Source organism: Agromyces sp. Marseille-Q5079 (genome assembly GCF_051016555.1).
Classification (GTDB): Bacteria; Actinomycetota; Actinomycetes; order Actinomycetales; family Microbacteriaceae; genus Agromyces.
In genome coordinates, this window is the sequence record NZ_JBPEJF010000002.1 from 67,782 (window position 1) to 86,805 (window position 19,024).

Annotated in this window: 15 protein-coding genes; 13 read left to right on the forward strand and 2 right to left on the reverse strand. The window is 72.4% G+C overall.

Features of this window, described 5'->3' with window-relative positions; translation table 11 throughout:
* Positions 1 to 36: 36 nt before the first annotated feature.
* The 9 genes from hrpA (at position 37) to ACR3IO_RS04125 (ending at position 11,578) form a co-directional block, all read left to right on the forward strand.
* Positions 37 to 4,113 (forward strand): ATP-dependent RNA helicase HrpA, encoded by a 4,077-nt coding sequence (hrpA, locus tag ACR3IO_RS04085; protein ID WP_434069902.1) that lies wholly within the window; start codon positions 37 to 39, stop codon positions 4,111 to 4,113.
* 181 nt (positions 4,114 to 4,294) lie between these two features.
* Positions 4,295 to 5,503 (forward strand): MFS transporter, encoded by a 1,209-nt coding sequence (locus ACR3IO_RS04090; RefSeq protein WP_434069903.1) that lies wholly within the window; start codon positions 4,295 to 4,297, stop codon positions 5,501 to 5,503.
* Between the two features lie 26 nt (positions 5,504 to 5,529).
* Positions 5,530 to 6,351 carry an aldo/keto reductase gene (locus ACR3IO_RS04095; protein WP_434070561.1) on the forward strand — a complete coding sequence of 274 codons (822 nt, stop codon included), beginning with the start codon at positions 5,530 to 5,532 and terminating at the stop codon, positions 6,349 to 6,351.
* A gap of 163 nt (positions 6,352 to 6,514) precedes the next feature.
* Complete coding sequence (locus ACR3IO_RS04100) at positions 6,515 to 7,489, forward strand: DUF4349 domain-containing protein (protein WP_434069904.1); 975 nt, start codon at positions 6,515 to 6,517, stop codon at positions 7,487 to 7,489.
* 9 nt (positions 7,490 to 7,498) lie between these two features.
* Positions 7,499 to 8,662, forward strand: a complete 1,164-nt coding sequence (locus ACR3IO_RS04105) for an acyl-CoA dehydrogenase family protein (RefSeq protein ID WP_434069905.1) — start codon at positions 7,499 to 7,501, stop codon at positions 8,660 to 8,662.
* An 82-nt stretch (positions 8,663 to 8,744) separates the two neighbouring features.
* On the forward strand, positions 8,745 to 8,921 hold the full coding sequence (locus tag ACR3IO_RS04110; RefSeq protein ID WP_434069906.1) for a hypothetical protein: 177 nt from the start codon (positions 8,745 to 8,747) through the stop codon (positions 8,919 to 8,921).
* Between the two features lie 10 nt (positions 8,922 to 8,931).
* Positions 8,932 to 9,807, forward strand: coding sequence for a metal-dependent hydrolase (locus ACR3IO_RS04115; protein ID WP_434069907.1), 876 nt, complete (start codon positions 8,932 to 8,934; stop codon positions 9,805 to 9,807).
* A gap of 69 nt (positions 9,808 to 9,876) precedes the next feature.
* Complete coding sequence (locus ACR3IO_RS04120; protein ID WP_434069908.1) at positions 9,877 to 10,371, forward strand: cation:proton antiporter regulatory subunit; 495 nt, start codon at positions 9,877 to 9,879, stop codon at positions 10,369 to 10,371.
* A gap of 16 nt (positions 10,372 to 10,387) precedes the next feature.
* Positions 10,388 to 11,578, forward strand: a complete 1,191-nt coding sequence (locus ACR3IO_RS04125) for a cation:proton antiporter (RefSeq protein ID WP_434069909.1) — start codon at positions 10,388 to 10,390, stop codon at positions 11,576 to 11,578.
* Positions 11,579 to 11,626: 48 nt separating this feature from the next.
* On the opposite strand, the gene ACR3IO_RS04130 is transcribed toward ACR3IO_RS04125, so the two are convergent.
* Positions 11,627 to 12,751: an LLM class flavin-dependent oxidoreductase gene (locus ACR3IO_RS04130; protein ID WP_434069910.1), complete on the reverse strand. Its 1,125-nt coding sequence runs from the start codon at positions 12,749 to 12,751 to the stop codon at positions 11,627 to 11,629.
* A 206-nt stretch (positions 12,752 to 12,957) separates the two neighbouring features.
* On the opposite strand from ACR3IO_RS04130, the gene ACR3IO_RS04135 reads away from it, so the two are divergent.
* The 4 genes from ACR3IO_RS04135 (at position 12,958) to ACR3IO_RS04150 (ending at position 17,465) form a co-directional block, all read left to right on the forward strand.
* Complete coding sequence (locus tag ACR3IO_RS04135; RefSeq protein WP_434069911.1) at positions 12,958 to 13,617, forward strand: NADPH-dependent F420 reductase; 660 nt, start codon at positions 12,958 to 12,960, stop codon at positions 13,615 to 13,617.
* A gap of 123 nt (positions 13,618 to 13,740) precedes the next feature.
* The gene (locus ACR3IO_RS04140) at positions 13,741 to 15,081 is read left to right on the forward strand and encodes a M20/M25/M40 family metallo-hydrolase (protein WP_434069912.1); all 1,341 of its coding nucleotides are present in this window, start codon (positions 13,741 to 13,743) and stop codon (positions 15,079 to 15,081) included.
* Between the two features lie 163 nt (positions 15,082 to 15,244).
* The gene (locus ACR3IO_RS04145) at positions 15,245 to 16,726 is read left to right on the forward strand and encodes an MFS transporter (protein WP_434069913.1); all 1,482 of its coding nucleotides are present in this window, start codon (positions 15,245 to 15,247) and stop codon (positions 16,724 to 16,726) included.
* 40 nt (positions 16,727 to 16,766) lie between these two features.
* On the forward strand, positions 16,767 to 17,465 hold the full coding sequence (locus ACR3IO_RS04150) for a DNA alkylation repair protein (protein ID WP_434069914.1): 699 nt from the start codon (positions 16,767 to 16,769) through the stop codon (positions 17,463 to 17,465).
* A 32-nt stretch (positions 17,466 to 17,497) separates the two neighbouring features.
* On the opposite strand, the gene ACR3IO_RS04155 is transcribed toward ACR3IO_RS04150, so the two are convergent.
* Positions 17,498 to 19,015: an MFS transporter gene (locus ACR3IO_RS04155; RefSeq protein ID WP_434069915.1), complete on the reverse strand. Its 1,518-nt coding sequence runs from the start codon at positions 19,013 to 19,015 to the stop codon at positions 17,498 to 17,500.
* Positions 19,016 to 19,024 lie beyond the last annotated feature (9 nt).

Here is a 19,024-nt window from a genome sequence, read left to right on the forward strand (position 1 = left end):
CACCGCGGCCCAGGCCCGCCGTACGATGGAGGGCTGATGACCTCGACTTCGCCGATCCCCGTGATCACGTATCCCCCCGAACTGCCCGTCTCCGGGCAGCGCGAGGAGATCGCGCGCGCCCTGCGCGAGAGCCAGGTCGTCATCGTCGCGGGCGCGACCGGCTCGGGCAAGACCACGCAGCTGCCGAAGATCTGCCTCGAGCTCGGGCGCGAGTCCATCGCGCACACCCAGCCGCGACGCATCGCCGCCCGCACCATCGCCGAGCGCATCAGCGACGAGCTCGGCGTCGAGCTCGGCGGCCTCGTCGGCTACCAGGTGCGCTTCACCGACCAGGTGAGCGACGCCACGCGCATCAAGGTGATGACCGACGGCATCCTGCTGAACGAGATCCACCGCGACCGGGACCTCCGCAAGTACGACACGATCATCATCGACGAGGCGCACGAGCGCAGCCTCAACATCGACTTCCTGCTCGGGTACCTCAAGCGCCTGCTGCCCCGCCGGCCCGACCTCAAGGTCATCGTCACGAGCGCGACGATCGACCCCGAGAGCTTCGCCCGGCACTTCGCGAGCGAGACGGATGCCTCGGGCACGCCGCTGCCCGAACCCGAGCCCGCCCCCGTCATCGAGGTGTCCGGCCGAACGTACCCCGTCGAGGTGCGCTACCGGCCGCTCGTCGCCGAGCAGGGCGCGGGCGCCGGCGGAGACGACAGCGACGACGAGGGCGCGGCAGCCGACGATAAAGACGTGCAGCGCGGCATCCTCGACGCCCTCGACGAGCTCGACCGCGAGTCATCCGGCGATGTATTGGTCTTCCTCTCCGGCGAGGGCGAGATCCGCGACGCCGAGGCCGCGGTGCGCGCCCACTACGCGACGGCCCGGGGTGGTCGGGCCGGCGAGACCGAGGTGCTCCCCCTCTACGGGCGCCTGTCGTCGGCCGACCAGCACAAGGTGTTCGAGCCGTCGAAGGTCGCCGGCCTCCGCCGACGCGTCGTGCTCGCGACGAACGTCGCCGAGACGAGCCTGACCGTTCCCGGCATCCGCTACGTCGTCGACGCCGGCACCGCGCGCATCAGCCGGTACTCGGTGCGCTCGAAGGTGCAGCGCCTGCCCATCGAGGCGATCTCGCAGGCCTCGGCGAACCAGCGCTCCGGGCGTTCCGGGCGCACGAGCGACGGCATCGCGATCCGCCTCTACTCCGAGGAGGACTTCGAGCGCCGTCCCGAGTACACCGACCCCGAGATCCTGCGCACGAACCTCGCGGCCGTCATCCTGCAGATGGCCTCGCTCGGGCTCGGGCCCATCGAGGAGTTCCCCTTCCTCACCCCGCCCGACGGTCGGGGCATCCGCGACGGACTCGACCTGCTGCGCGAGCTCGGCGCCATCGACGACGACCGCGGCGACCGGGCCGGGCGCGACGGGCGAGCGGATGCCGCGGCCGCACGCGGCCCCCAGCTCACCCGCATCGGGCGCCAGCTCTCGCGCCTGCCGATCGAGCCGCGCTTCGCGCGCATGGTGCTCGAGTCGAAGGCCCAGGCCGTCTCCCGCGAGGTGCTCGCGATCGTCGCGGGCCTCACCGTGCAGGACCCGCGCGAACGCCCGCTCGAGCGGCGCGAGCAGGCCGACCAGTTCCACGCCCGCTTCGTCGACCCGACGAGCGACTTCCTCAGCCTGCTGAACCTCTGGAACCACCTCGAGGCCAAGCAGCGCGAGCTCTCCGGCAGCGCGTTCCGGCGCATGTGCAAGTCCGAGTACCTCAACTACCTGCGCGTGCGCGAGTGGCAGGACCTCGTGCGCCAGCTCGTGCGCCTCGCGAAGCCGTTGGGCCTGCACGTCGCGAAGGAGGCCGGCGAGCCGAACGCCGACGGCATCCACCGGGCACTGCTCGCGGGGCTGCTCTCGCAGATCGGACTGCGCGACGACTCGAAGACCTCGTCGGGCCGCGGCGGCGCCGGTTCCGCCCGCGAGTCCGAGCGCAAGGGCCGCCGCCAGCAGGCCGAGTTCGTCGGCGCCCGCAACGCGCGGTTCGTCGTGTTCCCCGGGTCGGCGCTGGCCAAGAAGCCGCCGGCCGCGATCATGAGCGCCGAGCTCGTCGAGACGAGCCGCCTCTTCGCGCGCACCAACGCGGCGATCGACCCCGCCTGGGCCGAGCAGCTCGCGGGCCCGCTCGCGAAGCGCACCTTCAGCGAGCCCCGTTGGGAGCGCCGCCAGGGCTCGGCCGTGGCCGACGAGAAGGTGACGCTGTTCGGCGTACCCATCGTGGCGAAGCGGCGCATCCTGCTGGCACGCGTCGACCCGTCGCTCGCGCACGAGCTGTTCATCCGGCACGCGCTCGTCGAGGAGGACTGGGACTCCGACCGCCTCGACCGCCGCGTGTTCGGCTTCGTCCGCGCGAACGCGGCGCTGCGGCGCGAGCTCGGCGAGATCGAGGAGCGCACGCGCCGTCGCGACCTCCTCGTCGGCGACGAGGCCGTGGTGCGCTTCTACGAGGCGCGAGTGCCGGCGGATGTCGCGGACACGCGCTCGTTCGAGCGATGGTGGCGCGGCGAGCAGCGCCGACGCCCCGACCTGCTCACCATGACCCGCGCCGACCTGCTCGGCGAGGAGTCCGTGGCCGAGACGGGCGAGGACTTCCCCGACCGCTGGGTGCAGGGCGACCAGACGCTCTCGCTCTCGTACCGCTTCGAGCCCGGCACCGACGATGACGGCGTGACCGTGGTCGTGCCGATCGTGCTGCTGCCGCGCATCTCCCCCAGCGGATTCGACTGGCAGGTGCCGGGCCTCCGCGACGAGCTCATCACCGCCCTGCTCCGCACGCTGCCGAAGGTCATCCGCCGCCAGGTCGTGCCCGCCGCCGAGTGGGCCGCCAAGATCGCCGCCGAGCTGCCCTCGGGCCCCGAACGGGGCGAGGAGCGCGACGCGTTCACCGCGGTGCTCGCACGCGTCATCCGCGCGCTCACCTACGCCCCGGTCGACCCGGGCGACTTCGACCTCGAGCGCGTGCCGCCGCACCTGCGCGTCACCTACCGCGCCGTCGACGAGCGCGGTCGCGCGCTCGGCTCCTCGAAGGACCTCGCCGCCCTGCAGCTGCAGCTCGCCGATCGCACGCGCGAGGCGGTCGCCAAGGCCGTCACGGGCACCGCGGATGCCGGTGGCCGGCGCCGCGGCGGTGCGACCCCCCGACCCGACGCGGCCCCCGTCGGCCGGTCACCGCGAGCGAACGTCGCCGCCGCGGACCCCGCCCTCGCCGAGCGCTCCGGCATCACCGCATGGGAGTGGGACGAGCTTCCGACGCACCTCGACACCCGTCAGGCCGGCAACGTGATCCGGGCCTACCCCGCCCTCGTCGACGAGAGGACGGGCGTCGCCCTGCGCCTGGTCGCGACCGCCGATGAACGCGACCGGGCGTCGCGCCGCGGCATCCGCCGCCTGCTCATCCTGGCGACGCCGACCCCCGTCGCCTACGTGCAGGAGCACCTCTCGAACGAGGAGAAGCTCGCGCTGGCGGCGAGCGCCTACCCGGGCCCGCGCGCGCTGCTCGACGACTGCCTCGCCGCCTGCGTCGACGCCGAGCTCCGCGCCCGGCATCCCGACGGCCTGCTGAGCACTCGCGCCGAGTTCGACGCGGTGCGCGACGCCGTGGCGGCGAACGTGATGGATCGCATGTTCGAGACCGTCGCGCTCGTGGCCCGCATCGTCCGCGCGGCGCGCGAGGTCGATCGCGCCATCGCGAAGGCGTCGAGCATCCACCTGATGTCGGCGCTGGGCGACGCGCGCGCGCAGCTCGAGGGGCTCGTCCCAGCGGGCTTCGTCTCGGCGACGGGCCTCGATCGGCTGCGGCACCTGCCCCGCTACCTCGCGGCGATCGACGCCCGTGTCGCGAAGCTCGTCGAGAACCCGGGCCGCGACCGGCAGGCCATGAACCAGTTCGAGCCCTCGCTCGCGGCGTTCGAGGCCGCCGGCGGTCGCATCCCGATCGACCCCGAGGCGCCCGAGCACCTCGTGCGCGTGCGCTGGATGCTCGAGGAACTGCGCGTGAGCCTGTTCGCACAGGAACTGCGCACGGCCGAGCCCGTCTCGCCCCAGCGCATCGCCAAGGCGCTCGCGGCCTGAGCCGGTCGAGGAGCGACGAAGGAGCGTATCGAGACCATCGTCGCGTCCCGGATGGTCTCGACACGGCGCTGACGCGCCTCATCGACCGGCTCGACGCGCGCCACGGCGTACAGCGCAGGACACGCAGGGCGCCCCGGCGTACCCTCGCCCGCGGCATCCGGATCGCTAGAGTGGTGCCACCGTGGGAAGCTACACCGACCTTCTGAAAACCTCGGGCGTCGCTCGCATCATCGCCGCCCAGCTCACTGCACGCTTCCCGTCCGGGATGCTCTCGCTCGCGTTCCTGCTCCACATCGAGCAGCAGACGGGCTCGTACGGCTCGGCCGGCCTCGTGCTCGCGGCGACCTCGATCGGCCAGGCCATCGCGGGCCCGCTCACGAGCCGCCTGATGGGCCGTGCGGGCATGCGACCCGTGCTCATCGTGACGACCATCGTGTGCGTGACCGGCATCCTCTCGATCGGCCTGCTGACCCTGACCGTGCCGCTCTACATGCTCGTGGGGTTCGTCACCGGGCTCGCGACCCCGCCGGTGCAGCCGGCCGTGCGCACGATCTACCCGAAGATGGTCAACTCCCGCCAGCTCACCCCGCTGTTCTCGCTCGACGCCTCGGCGCAGGAGATCATCTGGGTCGTGGGCCCCGTCATCACGACGCTCATCGCGACGCAGATCGGCACGGTCTGGGCCATCATGCTCGCCGCCGCGCTCATGGTCGGCGGCGGCGCCTGGTTCATCAGCTCGCCCGAGCTCGGGCGCGTGCGCATCCCGCGGTCCAAGCGCAGGTTCGGCGTCGTGCTCACCCGGCCGGCCGTGCTGCTCGCGACCGTCGTCGGGTTCCTCCTCATCGGCGCGTGCGCCGCGGTCGAGGCCGGCGTCGTGGCCGTGTTCGGCCACGGCGGGCCCGAGGCCGGGCTCGTCCTCGCGATCTTCTCGGTCGGCTCGCTCGCCGGCGGCCTGCTCTTCGGCCACATCCCCATCGGGCCGTGGGCCACGGCCCGCCGCATGTTCATCGTCTTCGCGGGCATGGCCCTCGCCGCGTTCGTGATGGACTTCTGGTGGCTCGCCGCCACCCTGTTCATCGCGGGCATCGGCATCGCGCCGGCCCTCGCCGTGCTGTTCTCGATCGTCTCGGCGAGCGTGAAGTTCTCGGACACCGCCGAGGCGTACGGCTGGGTCGGCACCGGACAGCTCATCGGCGCGGCGCTCGGGTCCGCCCTCGCCGGCTTCTTCATCGACGGGTACGGCGCGCAGGGCGCGTTCTGGATCGCCGCGGGCTTCGCCTTCGTGGGCGTGCTCGTGCCGACGTTCGGCCGCCGCTGGCATCCCGATCTCCGCGGGCGCGACGCGAGCCCGATCCCCGACACCGAACCCGTGCCCATGCAGCCGAGCTGATCGGAGCCCCGATGACCGACGAACCGCTGACGCCCGCCCCCGAGCTCGAGCTCGCCGACGGCGCCCGCATCCCGCAGCTCGGCTTCGGGCTCTACAAGGTGCCGGCGACGGATGCCACGGCGTTGGCGCTCGCGGCGATCCGCGCCGGGTACCGACACCTCGACACCGCGGCGTTCTACGACAACGAGGCCGAGGTCGGACGTGCCGTCCGCGAGGCCGAGGTCGCCCGAAACGACCTGTTCGTCACGAGCAAGGTCTGGAAGGACGACAACGGCTTCGATGCGACCCTCCGGGCGTTCGACGCCTCCATGGCGCGCTTCGGGCTCGACGCGCTCGACCTGTACCTCATCCACTGGCCCGTGCCGTCGACCGATCTCTACGTCGACACGTGGCGCGCGCTCGTCCGGCTGCAGGCCGAGGGCCGGGTCCGATCGATCGGCGTCTCGAACTTCCACGTGCACCACGTCGACCGCATCGTGGCGGAGACCGGCGTCGCGCCCGTCGTCAACCAGGTCGAGCTGCATCCGTGGCTGCCGCAGCGTGCGCTGCGCGAGGACCATGCCGCGCGCGGCATCCGGGTGGAGGCGTGGTCGCCGCTCGCCCGCGGGAGGGTGCTCGAGGACCCGACGCTCGCGGGCATCGCCGCCCGGCACGGCCGCTCGCCCGCGCAGGTCGTGCTGCGCTGGCACATGGAGCAGGGCGTGATCGCGATCCCGAAGGCGTCCTCGCCGCCCCGCCTCCGGGAGAACCTCGACGTCTTCGACTTCGCATTGGACGACGCGGATGCCGCCGCGATCGCCGCGCTCGAGTCGGGCACGCGCACGGGTCGCGACCCCGATCTCGACTGACGCCGCCCGCCGGCCGGAGGCCTCGGCGATCGCGTCGTGAACGAGTGGAACCGGCGGTTCGTTGGGGCCGTTCACCGACTCCCAGCGAACCGCAATGCGATCGTGACGGCACTCCCAGCCGGCGTCCAGACATGAGGTTCCGGCCCCGCAGTACCGTGTGCGCATGAGAGCCACGCAGCGCAGCACCTCGCCCCGCATCCCCCGCAGGTTCGCGGTCGCCACGGCCGTCGCCGTGGCATCCGCCGCCCTGCTCGCCGGATGCACCGTCGGTTCGGGCGGCGACGAGTCGTCGACCGCCATCGATCCCGCAGCCGACGCGCCGATGGCCGACGGAGGGTCCGACAGCGCGGTCGGCGACGCGGCCCTCGAGCGCGTCGACGGCGACGCCGCGACGACCGACGCCGATCGCAGCGTCGTCACCACCGGGTGGGTCTCGATCACCGTCGAGGACCCGGTCGAGGCCGCGGCCGAGGCCGTCCGGCTCACCGCCGAGGCCGACGGTCGGGTCGACGACCGCACCGAGCGCCCGGGCACCGAGACGGAGCCCGCCTCCGCCTCGCTCGTGCTCCGGATCCCCGCCGACGCCCTCGACGCCGTGCTCGACGAGCTCCGCGCCCTCGGTGACGTGACCTCGGTGCAGACGAGCGCCGCCAACGTCTCGGCGCAGCACCGCGACCTCGACGCCCGCATCAGCGCGCTCACCGCATCCGTCTCCCGCATGCAGGCGCTCCTCGCGGAGGCCGCGGACATCGGCGACCTCATCGCGATCGAGTCGGAGCTGACCACGCGACAGGGCGAGCTCGACGGCCTGACGCAGCAGCGCGACCAGCTCGACGACCAGATCGCCTACTCGACGATCTCGGTCGAGCTGCGCACCGAGGACGCCGCGCCGTCGCCGGCGCCCGACGGATTCTGGGGCGGCCTGGTCGCCGGCTGGAGCGGACTCCTCTGGTTCCTCGGGTGGCTCGGCGTCGCGGTCGGCGTGATCCTGCCGTGGATGCTGGCGGCGGCCGTCGTGGTCGCGATCGTACTCGGCATCATCCGGCTCGGTGGGGCGTCGGCCCGGCGGCGCGAGCGTGAGGCGCGCAGCGTCGCCGAGGCGCAGGAGACCACCGTGCACGATGGTCCCCGGGCGTAGTCTGGCGACGTGACCTCGACGCCCGAGACCCTGCTCGACGACGACCTGCTCGAACGCTTCCGAGAGCGGGCCGCACGATACGACCGCGAGAACGCCTTCTTCGACGAGGACCTCGCCGAACTCCGCGACGCGGGCTACCTCAGGGTCCTGGTGCCCGAGCGGTTCGGCGGCCTCGGGTGGGGACTCGACGACGCGGTCCGCGCCCAGATGCGCCTCGCCGGCGCCGCGCCGGCCACCGCCCTCGCGATCAACATGCACCTGGTCTGGACGGCGGTCGCGAAGATCCTCGCCGACCGGGGCGACGACTCGCTCGAGTTCCTCCAGCGCGAGGCGGGCGCGGGCGAGGTGTTCGGATTCGGCATCAGCGAGGCGGGCAACGACCTCATGCTCTTCGGCTCGCGCACCGTGGCCGATCCGCAGCCCGACGGCGGCTACCGGTACACGGGGCGCAAGATCTTCACGTCGCTCTCGCCGGCCTGGACCCGACTCGGGACCATGGGACTCGACGAGGCGTCGGCCGACGCCCCGAAGCTCGTCTACGGCTTCATCGACCGCGAGGACCCCGACGTGAAGGTCCTCGACGACTGGGACACGCTCGGCATGCGCGCCAGCCAGAGCCGCACGACCGTGCTCGACGGCGCATACGCCGCGCCCGACCGCATCGTGCGCCGGCTCGAGCCGGGCCCCAACGCCGACCCGCTCGTCTTCGGCATCTTCGCGAGCTTCGAACTGCTGCTCGCCTCGGTCTACGCCGGCATCGGCGCACGCGCGCTCGACCTCGCGGTCGCCGCGGCGCACCGCCGCACCTCGATGAAGCACGACGGGGCGCCCTACGCCCACGATCCCGACATCCGATGGCGCATCGCGGATGCCGCGCTCGCGCAGGACGCCCTCGAACCGCAACTGCTCGCCCTCGCGCGAGACCTCGACGGCCTCGTCGACCACGGCCGGATGTGGTTCGCGAAGCTCGTGGGCGTGAAGGTGCGCTCGACCGAGACCGCGAAGCAGGTCGTCGACCAGGCCGTGCGGGTCTCGGGCGGCTCCAGTTACTTCGCGGGCTCCGAGATCGGGCGGCTGTACCGCGACGTGCTCGCGGGCATCTTCCATCCGTCCGACGACGAATCGGCGCACGCGACGGTCGCGAACGCCTGGCTCGGGCCGGTGCCCGACTGACGTCCCCCCGGCGGCGGCATCCGCTCGCTAGACTGGCCGAGTCGGCGGCGACGGAGTTTCGCCAGATCTTGGGAGTTGAGGCATGAGCGGCATCGCGTTCATCATTTCGATGGCAATCTTCGTCTTCGGCATGTGGCTGATGGGCAACGCCACCCACATCGCCGGGTTCGAGGCGATCGTGTTCTTCGCCGGAATCCTCTGCGTGACGCTGGCCGTCGCGATCCCGGTGGGCATCCTCGGCCGCAGCGACAAGGCCTGAGCGCCCTCCGATGGCGCTGCCCGACGTCGACACACGGGTCACCTACCCCGCCGGCGAACTCGTGCAACCGGCTCGCGTGCTGCACGTCGCGACGGCCGGCGACGGCCTGCTCGCGGTGGTCACCGACGTCACGAGCTTCCACCCGGTCGACGCCGCATGGCCCGACCAGCCGGCCGACACGGGCGTCATCGAGGCGCACGGCGTCGATCTCCGCGTCCGCGACGCCGTCGTCGCCGCGAGCGACGGCGCCTCGCTGCACCTCGGCGCCGACATCCCCGTGCGCAAGGGCACCGAGGGGTGGGCGTTCCTCGTCGCGCATCTCGTCGACGACGACGCGGCGATCGCCGAGGGCGACCTGGTCGCGATCGTTGCCGATCCCACGGCGCGACGCGAGCTCTCGCTCGGCCACACCGCATGCCATGCGGCCTCCCTCGCCCTGAACCTCGCGCTGGCGTCGCGCTGGTCGAAGGAGGCGCGCGCCGATGCCCTCGGGAACCCCGACTTCGACGGCATCGCGATCGCCTCGAGCCGCATCGAGCCGGGAGCATCGGTCGACCGCTACCGACTGAACAAGTCACTGCGTCGAGCGGGGTTCGACGTCCCGGGCCTGCTCGAGACCGACCTCGACGACCTCGCGCGCACGATCGCCGCGAGTGTGCAGGGGTGGATCACGGCGAACGCACCGATCCGAATCGACCGCGACGGCGATGGCCTCACCGATCGCCGCAGGTGGGTCGCCGAACTGCCGGTGGGCACCGCGGAGATCCCCTGCGGTGGAACCCACGCCGATTCGCTCGGCGAGCTCGGCGACGTGCGCGTCTCTTTGCGACTCGTCGACGACGACGGCACCCCCGTGCTCGAGATGCGCACCGGCGTCACGGGCTGACGCAGCAGTCTTCCGGCGGGCCGGTCCCCGACGGACGGGAGCCCTCCCAACGGGGTTACGATGATCGCTGTGGGTATTCGCATCGAAAAGGTCGACCTGCCGGGCATCGGCGTGCGTCACGACCTCGTTACCGAAGGCGGACGACGCATCAGCGTCGTCTCGCACCGCGACGGCGAGCGCGATCTCGGCGTCTTCGACCGCGACGATCCCGACGCGTGCCGTGACTCCGTCCAGCTGAACGACGACGAGGCCGCGGCCCTGGCCGATGTGCTCGGCGCGTCCGTCATGCTGAGCCGCCTCATGAGCCTCAGCGATGAGACCGCGGGCCTGTACACCGAGCAGATCGCCCTGCCGACCGATTCGCCCTACCTGAACCGCACCCTGGGCGACACCAAGGCCCGCACCCGCACGCACGCCTCGATCGTGGCGATCGTGCGCGACGGCGCGATCATCCCTTCCCCGACGCCGTCCGAGAACCTGCGGGCGGGCGACGTCATCGTCGTCGTCGGAACACGAGAAGGACTCGACGGAGTAGCCAAGCTGCTCGCCACCGGCCCCGACTGATCGCCGGGCGCCGCCGATGCACGACACCACGCTGCTCCTGATCGAAGTCGGCGCGCTCCTGCTTGTCATGAGCCTGGCCGGACGCCTCGCCCTGCGCATCGGCATGTCGCCGATCCCGTTCTACCTGGTGATCGGGCTCGCGTTCGGCGAGGGCGGGCTCGTCCCGCTCGACGCGAGCGCCGAGTTCCTCGAGGCCGGCTCCGAGATCGGCATCATCCTGCTGCTCGCGCTGCTGGGGCTCGAGTACACCGCGCCCGAGCTCTTCGGGAGCCTCAAGTCCACACGTGCCGCCGGCATCGTCGACGGCCTGCTGAACGCCGTGCCCGGCGCCCTCGTGGCGCTCATGTTCGGCTGGGGGCCGCTCGCGGCGGTCGCGCTCGCGGGCGTCACGTGGGTGTCGTCCTCCGGCGTGGTGGCCACGCTGCTGCGCGATCTCGGGCGCCTGTCGAACCGCGAGACGCCGGCGGTGCTGGGCGTGCTCGTCATCGAAGACCTGGCGATGGCGTTCTACCTGCCGATCCTCTCGGCACTGGCCGTGGGTGCGAGCATCCTGCAGGGCGCCATCGGCGTGGCGATCGCCGTGGGCGTCGTCAGCGTCATCCTCTACGTCGCGCTCCGGCACGGGCACATCGTGTCGCGCCTGTTCCCGGCAGACCACGCCGAGCCGTTGCTGCTCGGCGTGCTCGGACTCACGATGCTCGTCGCCGGGCTCGCGGCCCAGGTCAGCGTGTCCTCGGCGGTCGGCGCGTTCCTCGTCGGCATCGCCCTCTCCGGGCGCGTCGCCGCGGCGGCGAGCCGCGTGCTGACGCCGCTCCGCGACCTGTTCGCGGCCACGTTCTTCGTGTTCTTCGGCATCACGTCCGACTCGTCGGCGCTCTGGTCGATGCTGCTGCCGGCGTTCCTGCTCGCGATCGTGACGATCGCCACGAAGGTCGTGACCGGCGCCTACGCCGCCCGGCGCGCGGGCGTCGGCACGCTCGGCCAGTGGCGCGCCGGGTTCACGCTGGCGCCGCGCGGCGAGTTCTCGATCGTGATCGCCGGCATCGCCGTCGCGTCGGGCGCGGCGCCCGAGCTCGCCTCGCTCGCCACCGCGTACGTGCTCATCACGATCATCTCCGGCACGTTCCTCGCGCGGGTTCCGGATGCCGCGTGGTTCCGCGCGATCGTACGCCGCCGTGCGGCGCGCGCGGCCTCCTCGGTCGGGTAGCGCGGCCTCCTCGGTCGGGTAGCGCGGGTCCTCGGGCGGATGGCGCGGCTACTCGGCCGCCGAGCCCGCCTCGGCCGCGGCATCCGCCCGGTCCTGGGCGCCGGCCGCGCGGAACGCCGCGAGATCGGCATCGACGTCGGCATCGGCCGCGAGCAGCTCGCGCACGCGCGGCACGACCTGCGTCGCGTACCGTTCGATGCTGCCCATGATCGCCTCGTGCGCCAGCCCGCCGTTGGAGACCTTCAGGTCGAATCGCGTCGCACCCGTGACGCGCATCGCCTCGGCGATGCGCTGCGCCACGGCCTCGGGCTCGCCCGCGTAGAGCGCGCCGCGACGGGCCTCGTCCTCGAAGTGGGCGCGGGTCGTCGGGCCCCAGCCGCGCTCGCGCCCGATCGTGTTGATCATCGCCTCGTAGTGCGGCCAGAGCGTGTCGAGGGCCTGCGAGGCGGTGTCGGCGATGAAGCCCGGCGAATGGATGGCGATGGGCTGCGGCTCGTGGCCGAACTGGTCGAGCGCGCGGCGGTAGAGGTCCGCGAGCGGGGCGAACCGCGCGGCGCTGCCGCCGATGATGGCGAGCACGAGCGGGAGCCCGTAGTGCGCGGCGCGGATGACGGATTCGGGGCTTCCGCCGACGCCGATCCAGGTCTTCAGGCTGCCGTGCTCGACGGGCGGGAACACGAGCTGGTTCTCGAGGGCCGGACGCAGTTCGCCGGACCAGGTCACGGGCTGCTGCGGCAGCAGTGCGGCGAAGAGGTTGAGCTTCTCCTCGAAGAGCTCCTGGTACTGGTTCAGGTCGTATCCGAACAGCGGGAACGACTCGATGAACGAGCCTCGCCCGAGGATGACCTCGGCACGCCCGTTCGAGAGGCCGTCGAGCGTCGCGAAGCGCTGGAAGACGCGCACGGGGTCGTCGCTGCTCAGCACGGTGACGGCCGAGCCCAGGTGGATGCGCTCGGTGCGGGCCGCGATCGCGGCGAGCACGACCTCGGGCGCCGACACCGCGAACTCGTGCCGGTGGTGCTCGCCGACGCCGAAGAAGTCGAGGCCGAGCCGGTCGGCGAGCACGCCCTCCTCGACGACGTTGCGCAGCACCTGGGCGTGCGGCAGGCGCACGCCCTCCGCGTCGAGGGTGACGTCACCGAACGTGTCGATGCCGAACTCGTACTCAGTCATGCCGTTCCGCCTTCATCCGTATGCGTTTGCATAAGTGAACCCGCCCTCACCCGACCCTATTCCCCGGGCGGACGCCCCGGCGAGGGCGATGCGCGGATGCCGCGACGAGGCGACGCGGGAATGCGGCATCCGCTCGACCGGTTGTCGGAGATGCGCACGCATGGACCTTCGAGCACGACGACGGGTGTGCGCGAGAGAATGGAGACATGCACGTGGCAGACCGGCCGACGATCGGCATCTTCGGGGCGGGCAAGGTGGGCACCGCCCTCGCCCGCCTGCTCGTGGGCTCCGGCTACGACGTCGTGATGGCCGGCTCTCCCCGTCAGACGGCGCTCGCGCTGCTCGTCTCGGTCGTCGCGCCGGGCGCTCGCGTCGGCACGCCCGACGAACTCGTCGCCCAGGCCGATGTCATCATCGTCGCCGTGCCGTTCGGCAAGGCCGCGAGCGTGCCGTGGTCGGAGTTCGGCGGCCGCATCGTGGTCGACGCCATGAACTACTGGCCCCCGGTCGACGGCCACATCGTCGAGGTCGACGCCGACGAGCGATCGACGAGCGAGATCATGGCCGCCCGCAATCCCGAGGCGAGGCTCGTGAAGTCGCTGAACCACGTCGGCTACCACGAGATGGAGGACGACAGCATGGACGCCGGCTCGCCGCTGCGGCGCGCCATGGCCGTCGTGGGCGACGACCCCGATGCGCGCGCCGTGCTCGCCCGCATCATCGACGACCTCGGCTTCGACCCGGTCGACGGAGGCCCGCTCGCGAACGGGCGCGCCCTCGAGCCCGGGCATCCGGCGTTCGGCCGCGAGCTCAGCGCCGACGAGTTGCGCGCGCTCGTCGCGCCCGGCGTGCACGTGGCCGCCTGACCCGGCCGGCCGCGCGGGCCCGGCGCTCCTGCTCCACCCGGGGGCGAGGCGCGGGTGACGAGGCACGGGCGACGGGGCATCCGGCGGCATGACCGCGGACGAACGCGTCGTACGCTGGTTCGCATGCCCGACTCCCCCACCGTCCGCACCGGCGCGCCCGAGCGCCTCGCCAGCATGGTGCGGCTCCCCACCGTCTCGGCCGAGCTCGACGAGCGCGGCATGGCCGACTTCGACGCGTTCCGAGACCTCCTCGCCGAGCTCTACCCGCTCGTGCACGAGCACCTCGCGTTCGAGCAGCCGCATCCGCTCGGGCTCCTCTTCCACTGGCGCGGCCTGAGCGACGCCGACCCGGTCGTGCTCATGGCCCACTACGACGTGGTCCCGGCCGTCGAGGCCGACGGGTGGACCTTCCCGCCGTTCGAGGGGCGCATCCACGACGGTTCGGTCTGGGGCCGCGGCACGCTCGACGACAAGGGCCCGATGCTCGTGCTGCTCGAGGCCGTCGAGAACCTGCTCGCCGACGGCGTCACGCCCGCACGCGACGTGTACCTCTCGTTCGGCGGCAACGAGGAGGACCACGGCAGCGCCGGCAAGGCGATCGCCGACCTCTTCCACGAGCGCGGCATCATGCCCTGGCTCGTGCTCGACGAGGGCGGGGCGGTCGTCGACGCCCCGTTCCCGTTCGTGGCGCTGCCGTCGGCGATGGTCGGCGTCGGCGAGAAGGGCATCGTCTCGATCCGCCTCGCGGCCGAGAGCCGGGGCGGGCACGCGTCGGCGCCGCCGCGCGACACCCCGACCGACCGCATCGCGCGCGCGGTGCACCGGCTGCACCCGAATCCGTTCCCGAAGCGCGTTCCGGTCTCGGCCCGGGCGATGCTCCGAAGCTTCACGCCGCACACGAAGGGCGGCGCGAAGCTGCTGCTGCGGGCCCTCACGGCCATGCCGTGGCTGACCGCTCGCGTGTTCGCGAGGCTCGGCGGCGAGCCTGCCGCGATCGTGCACACGACCGTCGCGGCCACGATGCTCGAGGGCGGCACCGCGCACAACGTGCTGCCCTCCACGGCCGCCGCCGTGCTGAACCTGCGCATCGCGCCCGGCGAGACGGTGGCCGGCACCGCCGCCCGGGTGCGCCGCGTCATCCGGGACCGGCACGTCAGCGTGACCGTGCTCGACGGAAACGACCCGTCGCCGGAGTCGGCGACCGATGGCCCCGCGTTCCGTGCGATCGAGGCCGCGGTCGCCGCGTCGTACCCCGAGGCGATCACCGCGCCGTACCTCGTCATGGCCGCGACCGACTCGCGCTGGTTCCACCGCTTCGCGCCGTCGGTGTTCCGCTTCGCGCCGCTCGCGATGACGGCCGCGCAGCGCGCCGCGATCCACGGGGTCGACGAGTCGGTCACGATCGACAGCCTCGAGCGCGGCGAGCGGTTCCACCGCGCGCTCATCGAGCACCTCACGGCATGACCCGGCGCGGATGCCGCGGCGAGGGCTGCCGCGGCATCCGGGGCGTCCGCGCTCATGCGCCCCGAAGGTGTGATCGAAGCGTGACCAACGGACGCCGGACCCGGCGCGGAAGCGCGCGCACGAGGGCTTAGGGTGAATCCACCCCCACCCCGAAGGAGCCCCGATGTCGACTGCCACGAGGCTCGGTCCGGTCGCCGCGATCGTCGGATTCCTCGCGTTCGTCGAGTTCACGAGCGGCATCCTCCAGGGCTACTACACCCCGCTGCTCACCGACATCGCGCGCAACCTCGGCATCCACGACGCCGACGTGAACTGGCTCGAGGGCACCCAGCTGATGCTGTCGGCGCTCGTCGTGCCGGCGTTCGCGAAGCTCGGCGACATGGTCGGCCACAAGCGCATGCTCGTCTGGTCCACGGCGATCACCGCGATCGCCTCGATCTCGCTCGCGTTCACCGACCAGTTCTGGGTCTTCCTCGCAGCGTGGGCGCTGCAGGGGTTCTACGTGGTCTGGCTGCCCCTCGAGATCGCGCTCATCTGGTCGCGCAGCCGGGGCTCGCAGCATCCGGCGGCGATGACCCGCACGGCCGCCGGCCTGCTCGTGGCCGCGCTCGAGCTCGGCGCCATCGCCGGCGCGCTGTCGGCCGGGGCACTGGCCGACGTGCTGCCCATGACCGTGCTCCTGCTGGTGCCCGCGGTCGCCGTCACGATCTGCTTCTTCGTCGTGCTGTTCGGGGTGAAGGAGTCGCCAGACCTCACCGGCGGAACGCTCGACACCGGGGGCCTCGTGCTCATCTCCCTGTCGCTGCTCGCGCTCACCGGCGGGCTCAGCTTCATGCGCCCGAACGGTCCCGCCGATCTCCTGAGCTGGGGCCTCGTCGCACTCGGGGCGCTCCTCGTCTGGCCGTTCGCCCGCTACGAGCTGCGCCACCCCGACCCGCTCATCGACGTGCGCATGTTCCGCTCGCCGATGCTGTGGCCGGTCTTCCTCACGGCGGGCCTGTTCGGCGTCAGCGTGCTCGGAGCGCAGGCACCGCTGTCGACCTTCGCGCGCACCGACCCCGACACGGTCGGGTACGGCCTCGGGGCCACCAGCTTCCAGACCTCGCTCCTCATCGGCTCCTACGTGCTGTCGATGGTGGTCGGGGCGATGCTGTTCCCCGTCATCGCCCGCCGGCTCACGCCGCGCGTGACGCTCATCGGGGCGAGCACGATGGTCGCCGTCGGCTACCTGCTCTTCCTGCCGTTCCACGACGGCTACGGCCAGGCGCTCACGAACATGATCATCGTCGGCATCGGCTCCGGCGCCCTCGTCGCCGCGCTCCCCGCTGCCGCTGCGGCTGCGGCCCCTCCGACGCAGACGGGCGTCGCCACAGGCCTCACGAACTCCGTGAAGAACGTCGGCGGTGCGATCGCCTCGTGCGTGTTCGGCATCGCGCTCCTCGGGTCGGCCGGCGAGGCCGTGCACGGCACGGCGGGCTCGCTCACGGGCTACATGACGGTCTGGCTGATCTGCGGCGTCACGGCGGCGGTCGCGGCGGGCCTGCTCGCGCTCGTGCCCCGGCTCGCGTTCTCCGATCCGGCCGATGCGCCGGCGGATGCCGCGGGCGAGACGGGTGCCGTCGAGGAGACTCCCGCCGTACGCTGATCCCGTACGGCCGAGAGCCGGTCGCACGGAGGGGTCGATCATGGCGACGGATGCCGCGACGCTCATCGCCGAGCTCGAGCGCATGGCCACGCCCGCCGAGCGCGAGAAGTACACGCGGTTCTTCCCTCCCGACGAGTCAGCGCCCTTCATCGGGGTGCGCATGGGCGCCGTGTTCGACCTCGCCAAGTCGGCGCTCGACCTGCCGACGGCCGACCTCGAGGTGCTCCTCGAGGAGCCGACGCACGAGGTCCGCGCCCTCGCCTGCAGCATCATGGGCAAGTCCGCCGCGCATCGACACACCACCGACGAACGTCGCGGCGAGCTCTCCGAGCTCTACCTGCGCCGGCACGACCGCATCGACCAGTGGGACCTCGTCGACCTCGCCGCGCGCGACGTGGTCGGAGCATGGCTGGTCGAACGCGATCGGGCGCCGCTCGCCCGGCTCGCGGCATCCGACGCCTGGCCGGAGCGCCGCACGGCGCTCGTCGCCACGTTCGCGTTCCTCCGCCGCGGTGAACTCGATAACGCGTACGCGATCGCCGAGACCCTCGCCGACGACGAGCAGCCGTACGTGGCCAAGGCCCTCGGCTGGGTGCTCCGCGCCGCGGGCGACCTCGACCGTGCGCGACTGACGGCCTTCCTCGAGCGGCGGGCCGCCCGGATGCCCAGGGTCGCGGTGCGCGCGGCGGTCGAGCACTACGACAAGCCAGAGCGGGCGCGACTGCTCGCGCTCGGCTGACGCAGCCGGCTCGGCCCCAGAAGCGAGGCGACTCAGGCGTGTCCGGTGCCGGCGTCGTCGTCGGCCTCGTCCGTCGCGTGGTCGCCGTTCTCGCGGCGTCGGCGACGGGAGCCGAGGTCGGCAACGCCGATGCCGAACGCGACGGCGATCAGCACGGCGACGGCGAGCATGCCGTACGCGTAGGCGTGGTGGTAGACGGTCAGGTCGGGGTCTCCCCCGGACTCCCGGTAGATCGTCGAGTAGAACAGCGAGAGCGTGACCGCCGTGCCGATGGCCGTGCCGATGCGCTGCCCGAGCTGCCCGACCGAACCCGCGAGGCCGCCCTGGCGCACCGGGATGTCCATGAGGGTCAGGGTCTGGTTCGGCGAGACGACGAGGCCGCCGCCGGCGCCCGCGATCGCCATCGCGCCGGCCATGGCCCACGGGGTCACGGCGGCGGGCGTCGAGATCGCGACCAGCACGAGCAGGCCGATGCCGACGAGCAGCAGCACGAGGCCGCCGACGACGAGGGGGCGCCCGAGCCGGTTCACGAGGTTGCCGCCGATCCACGAGCTCACCGCGCTGACGAGGGCGAAGCCGATGCTGACCATGCCGGCGAACACGGCCTCGAGGCCGAGTCCGTCCTGCAGGTAGAGCGTGGTCAGCAGGAACATCGAGGGCATCGCGGCGAAGTACACGCTCGCCAGCGAGATGCCGTTGCGGAACGACGAGACACGGAACAGGGTCAGCGGCACGAGCGGTTGCCGATCGGATGCCGCGTACCGCCGCTCCCACGCGAGGAAGGCCGTCATGGCGAGCACGAACAGCACGAGCGCCCACCACCGCGCGGGGTTGTCGCTGGGCGATCCCGTGGTGAACAGGAACGGCCACATGAGCGCGATCACCGTCACGGCGAAGAGGGCGAGCCCGATCGGGTCGAGCGAGAGCGGCTCGCCGGACGGGCGCCGGGTGACCGGCAGGAACCAGATGGCCAGCACGAGCGCGATGAGCACGAGCGGCACGTTGATGAGGAAGATGCCCCGCCATCCGTCGGTCGGACCGCCGATCGCGATCATGAGCCCGCCGAGGGTCGGCCCGAAGGCCGTCGCGAGTCCGATGACCGCGCCGAAGAGCCCGAACGCCTTGCCCCGCTCCGGTCCGCGGAACAGCTCCTGGATGATGCCCAGGACCTGCGGCATCTGGATGCCGGCCGCGACGCCCTGCAGGAGGCGGGCGACCAGCAGCACCGTGATGTTCGGCGCGAGGGCCGCGACGAGGCTGGTGACGAGGAAGAGGCTGAGGCCCACGACGAAGAGCGTCTTGCGCGAGCGCTGGTCGCCGATGCGACCGGCGGGCACGAGCGCGAGGCCGAACGTGAGCACGTATCCCGCGACGATGAGCTGCAGCTGCGTCGCGGTGGCGTCGAACGCGGACTCGATGGACGGCAGGCCCACGTTGACCTTCGACAGGTCGAGGATCGTGAGTGCCGCGACGCCCACGCAGATCCAGTAGGCGCGCCACCGGTGCTGTTCGGAGACGGGGATGGACCTGGTGGCCGGCTGCTGCGTCATCCCTGACAG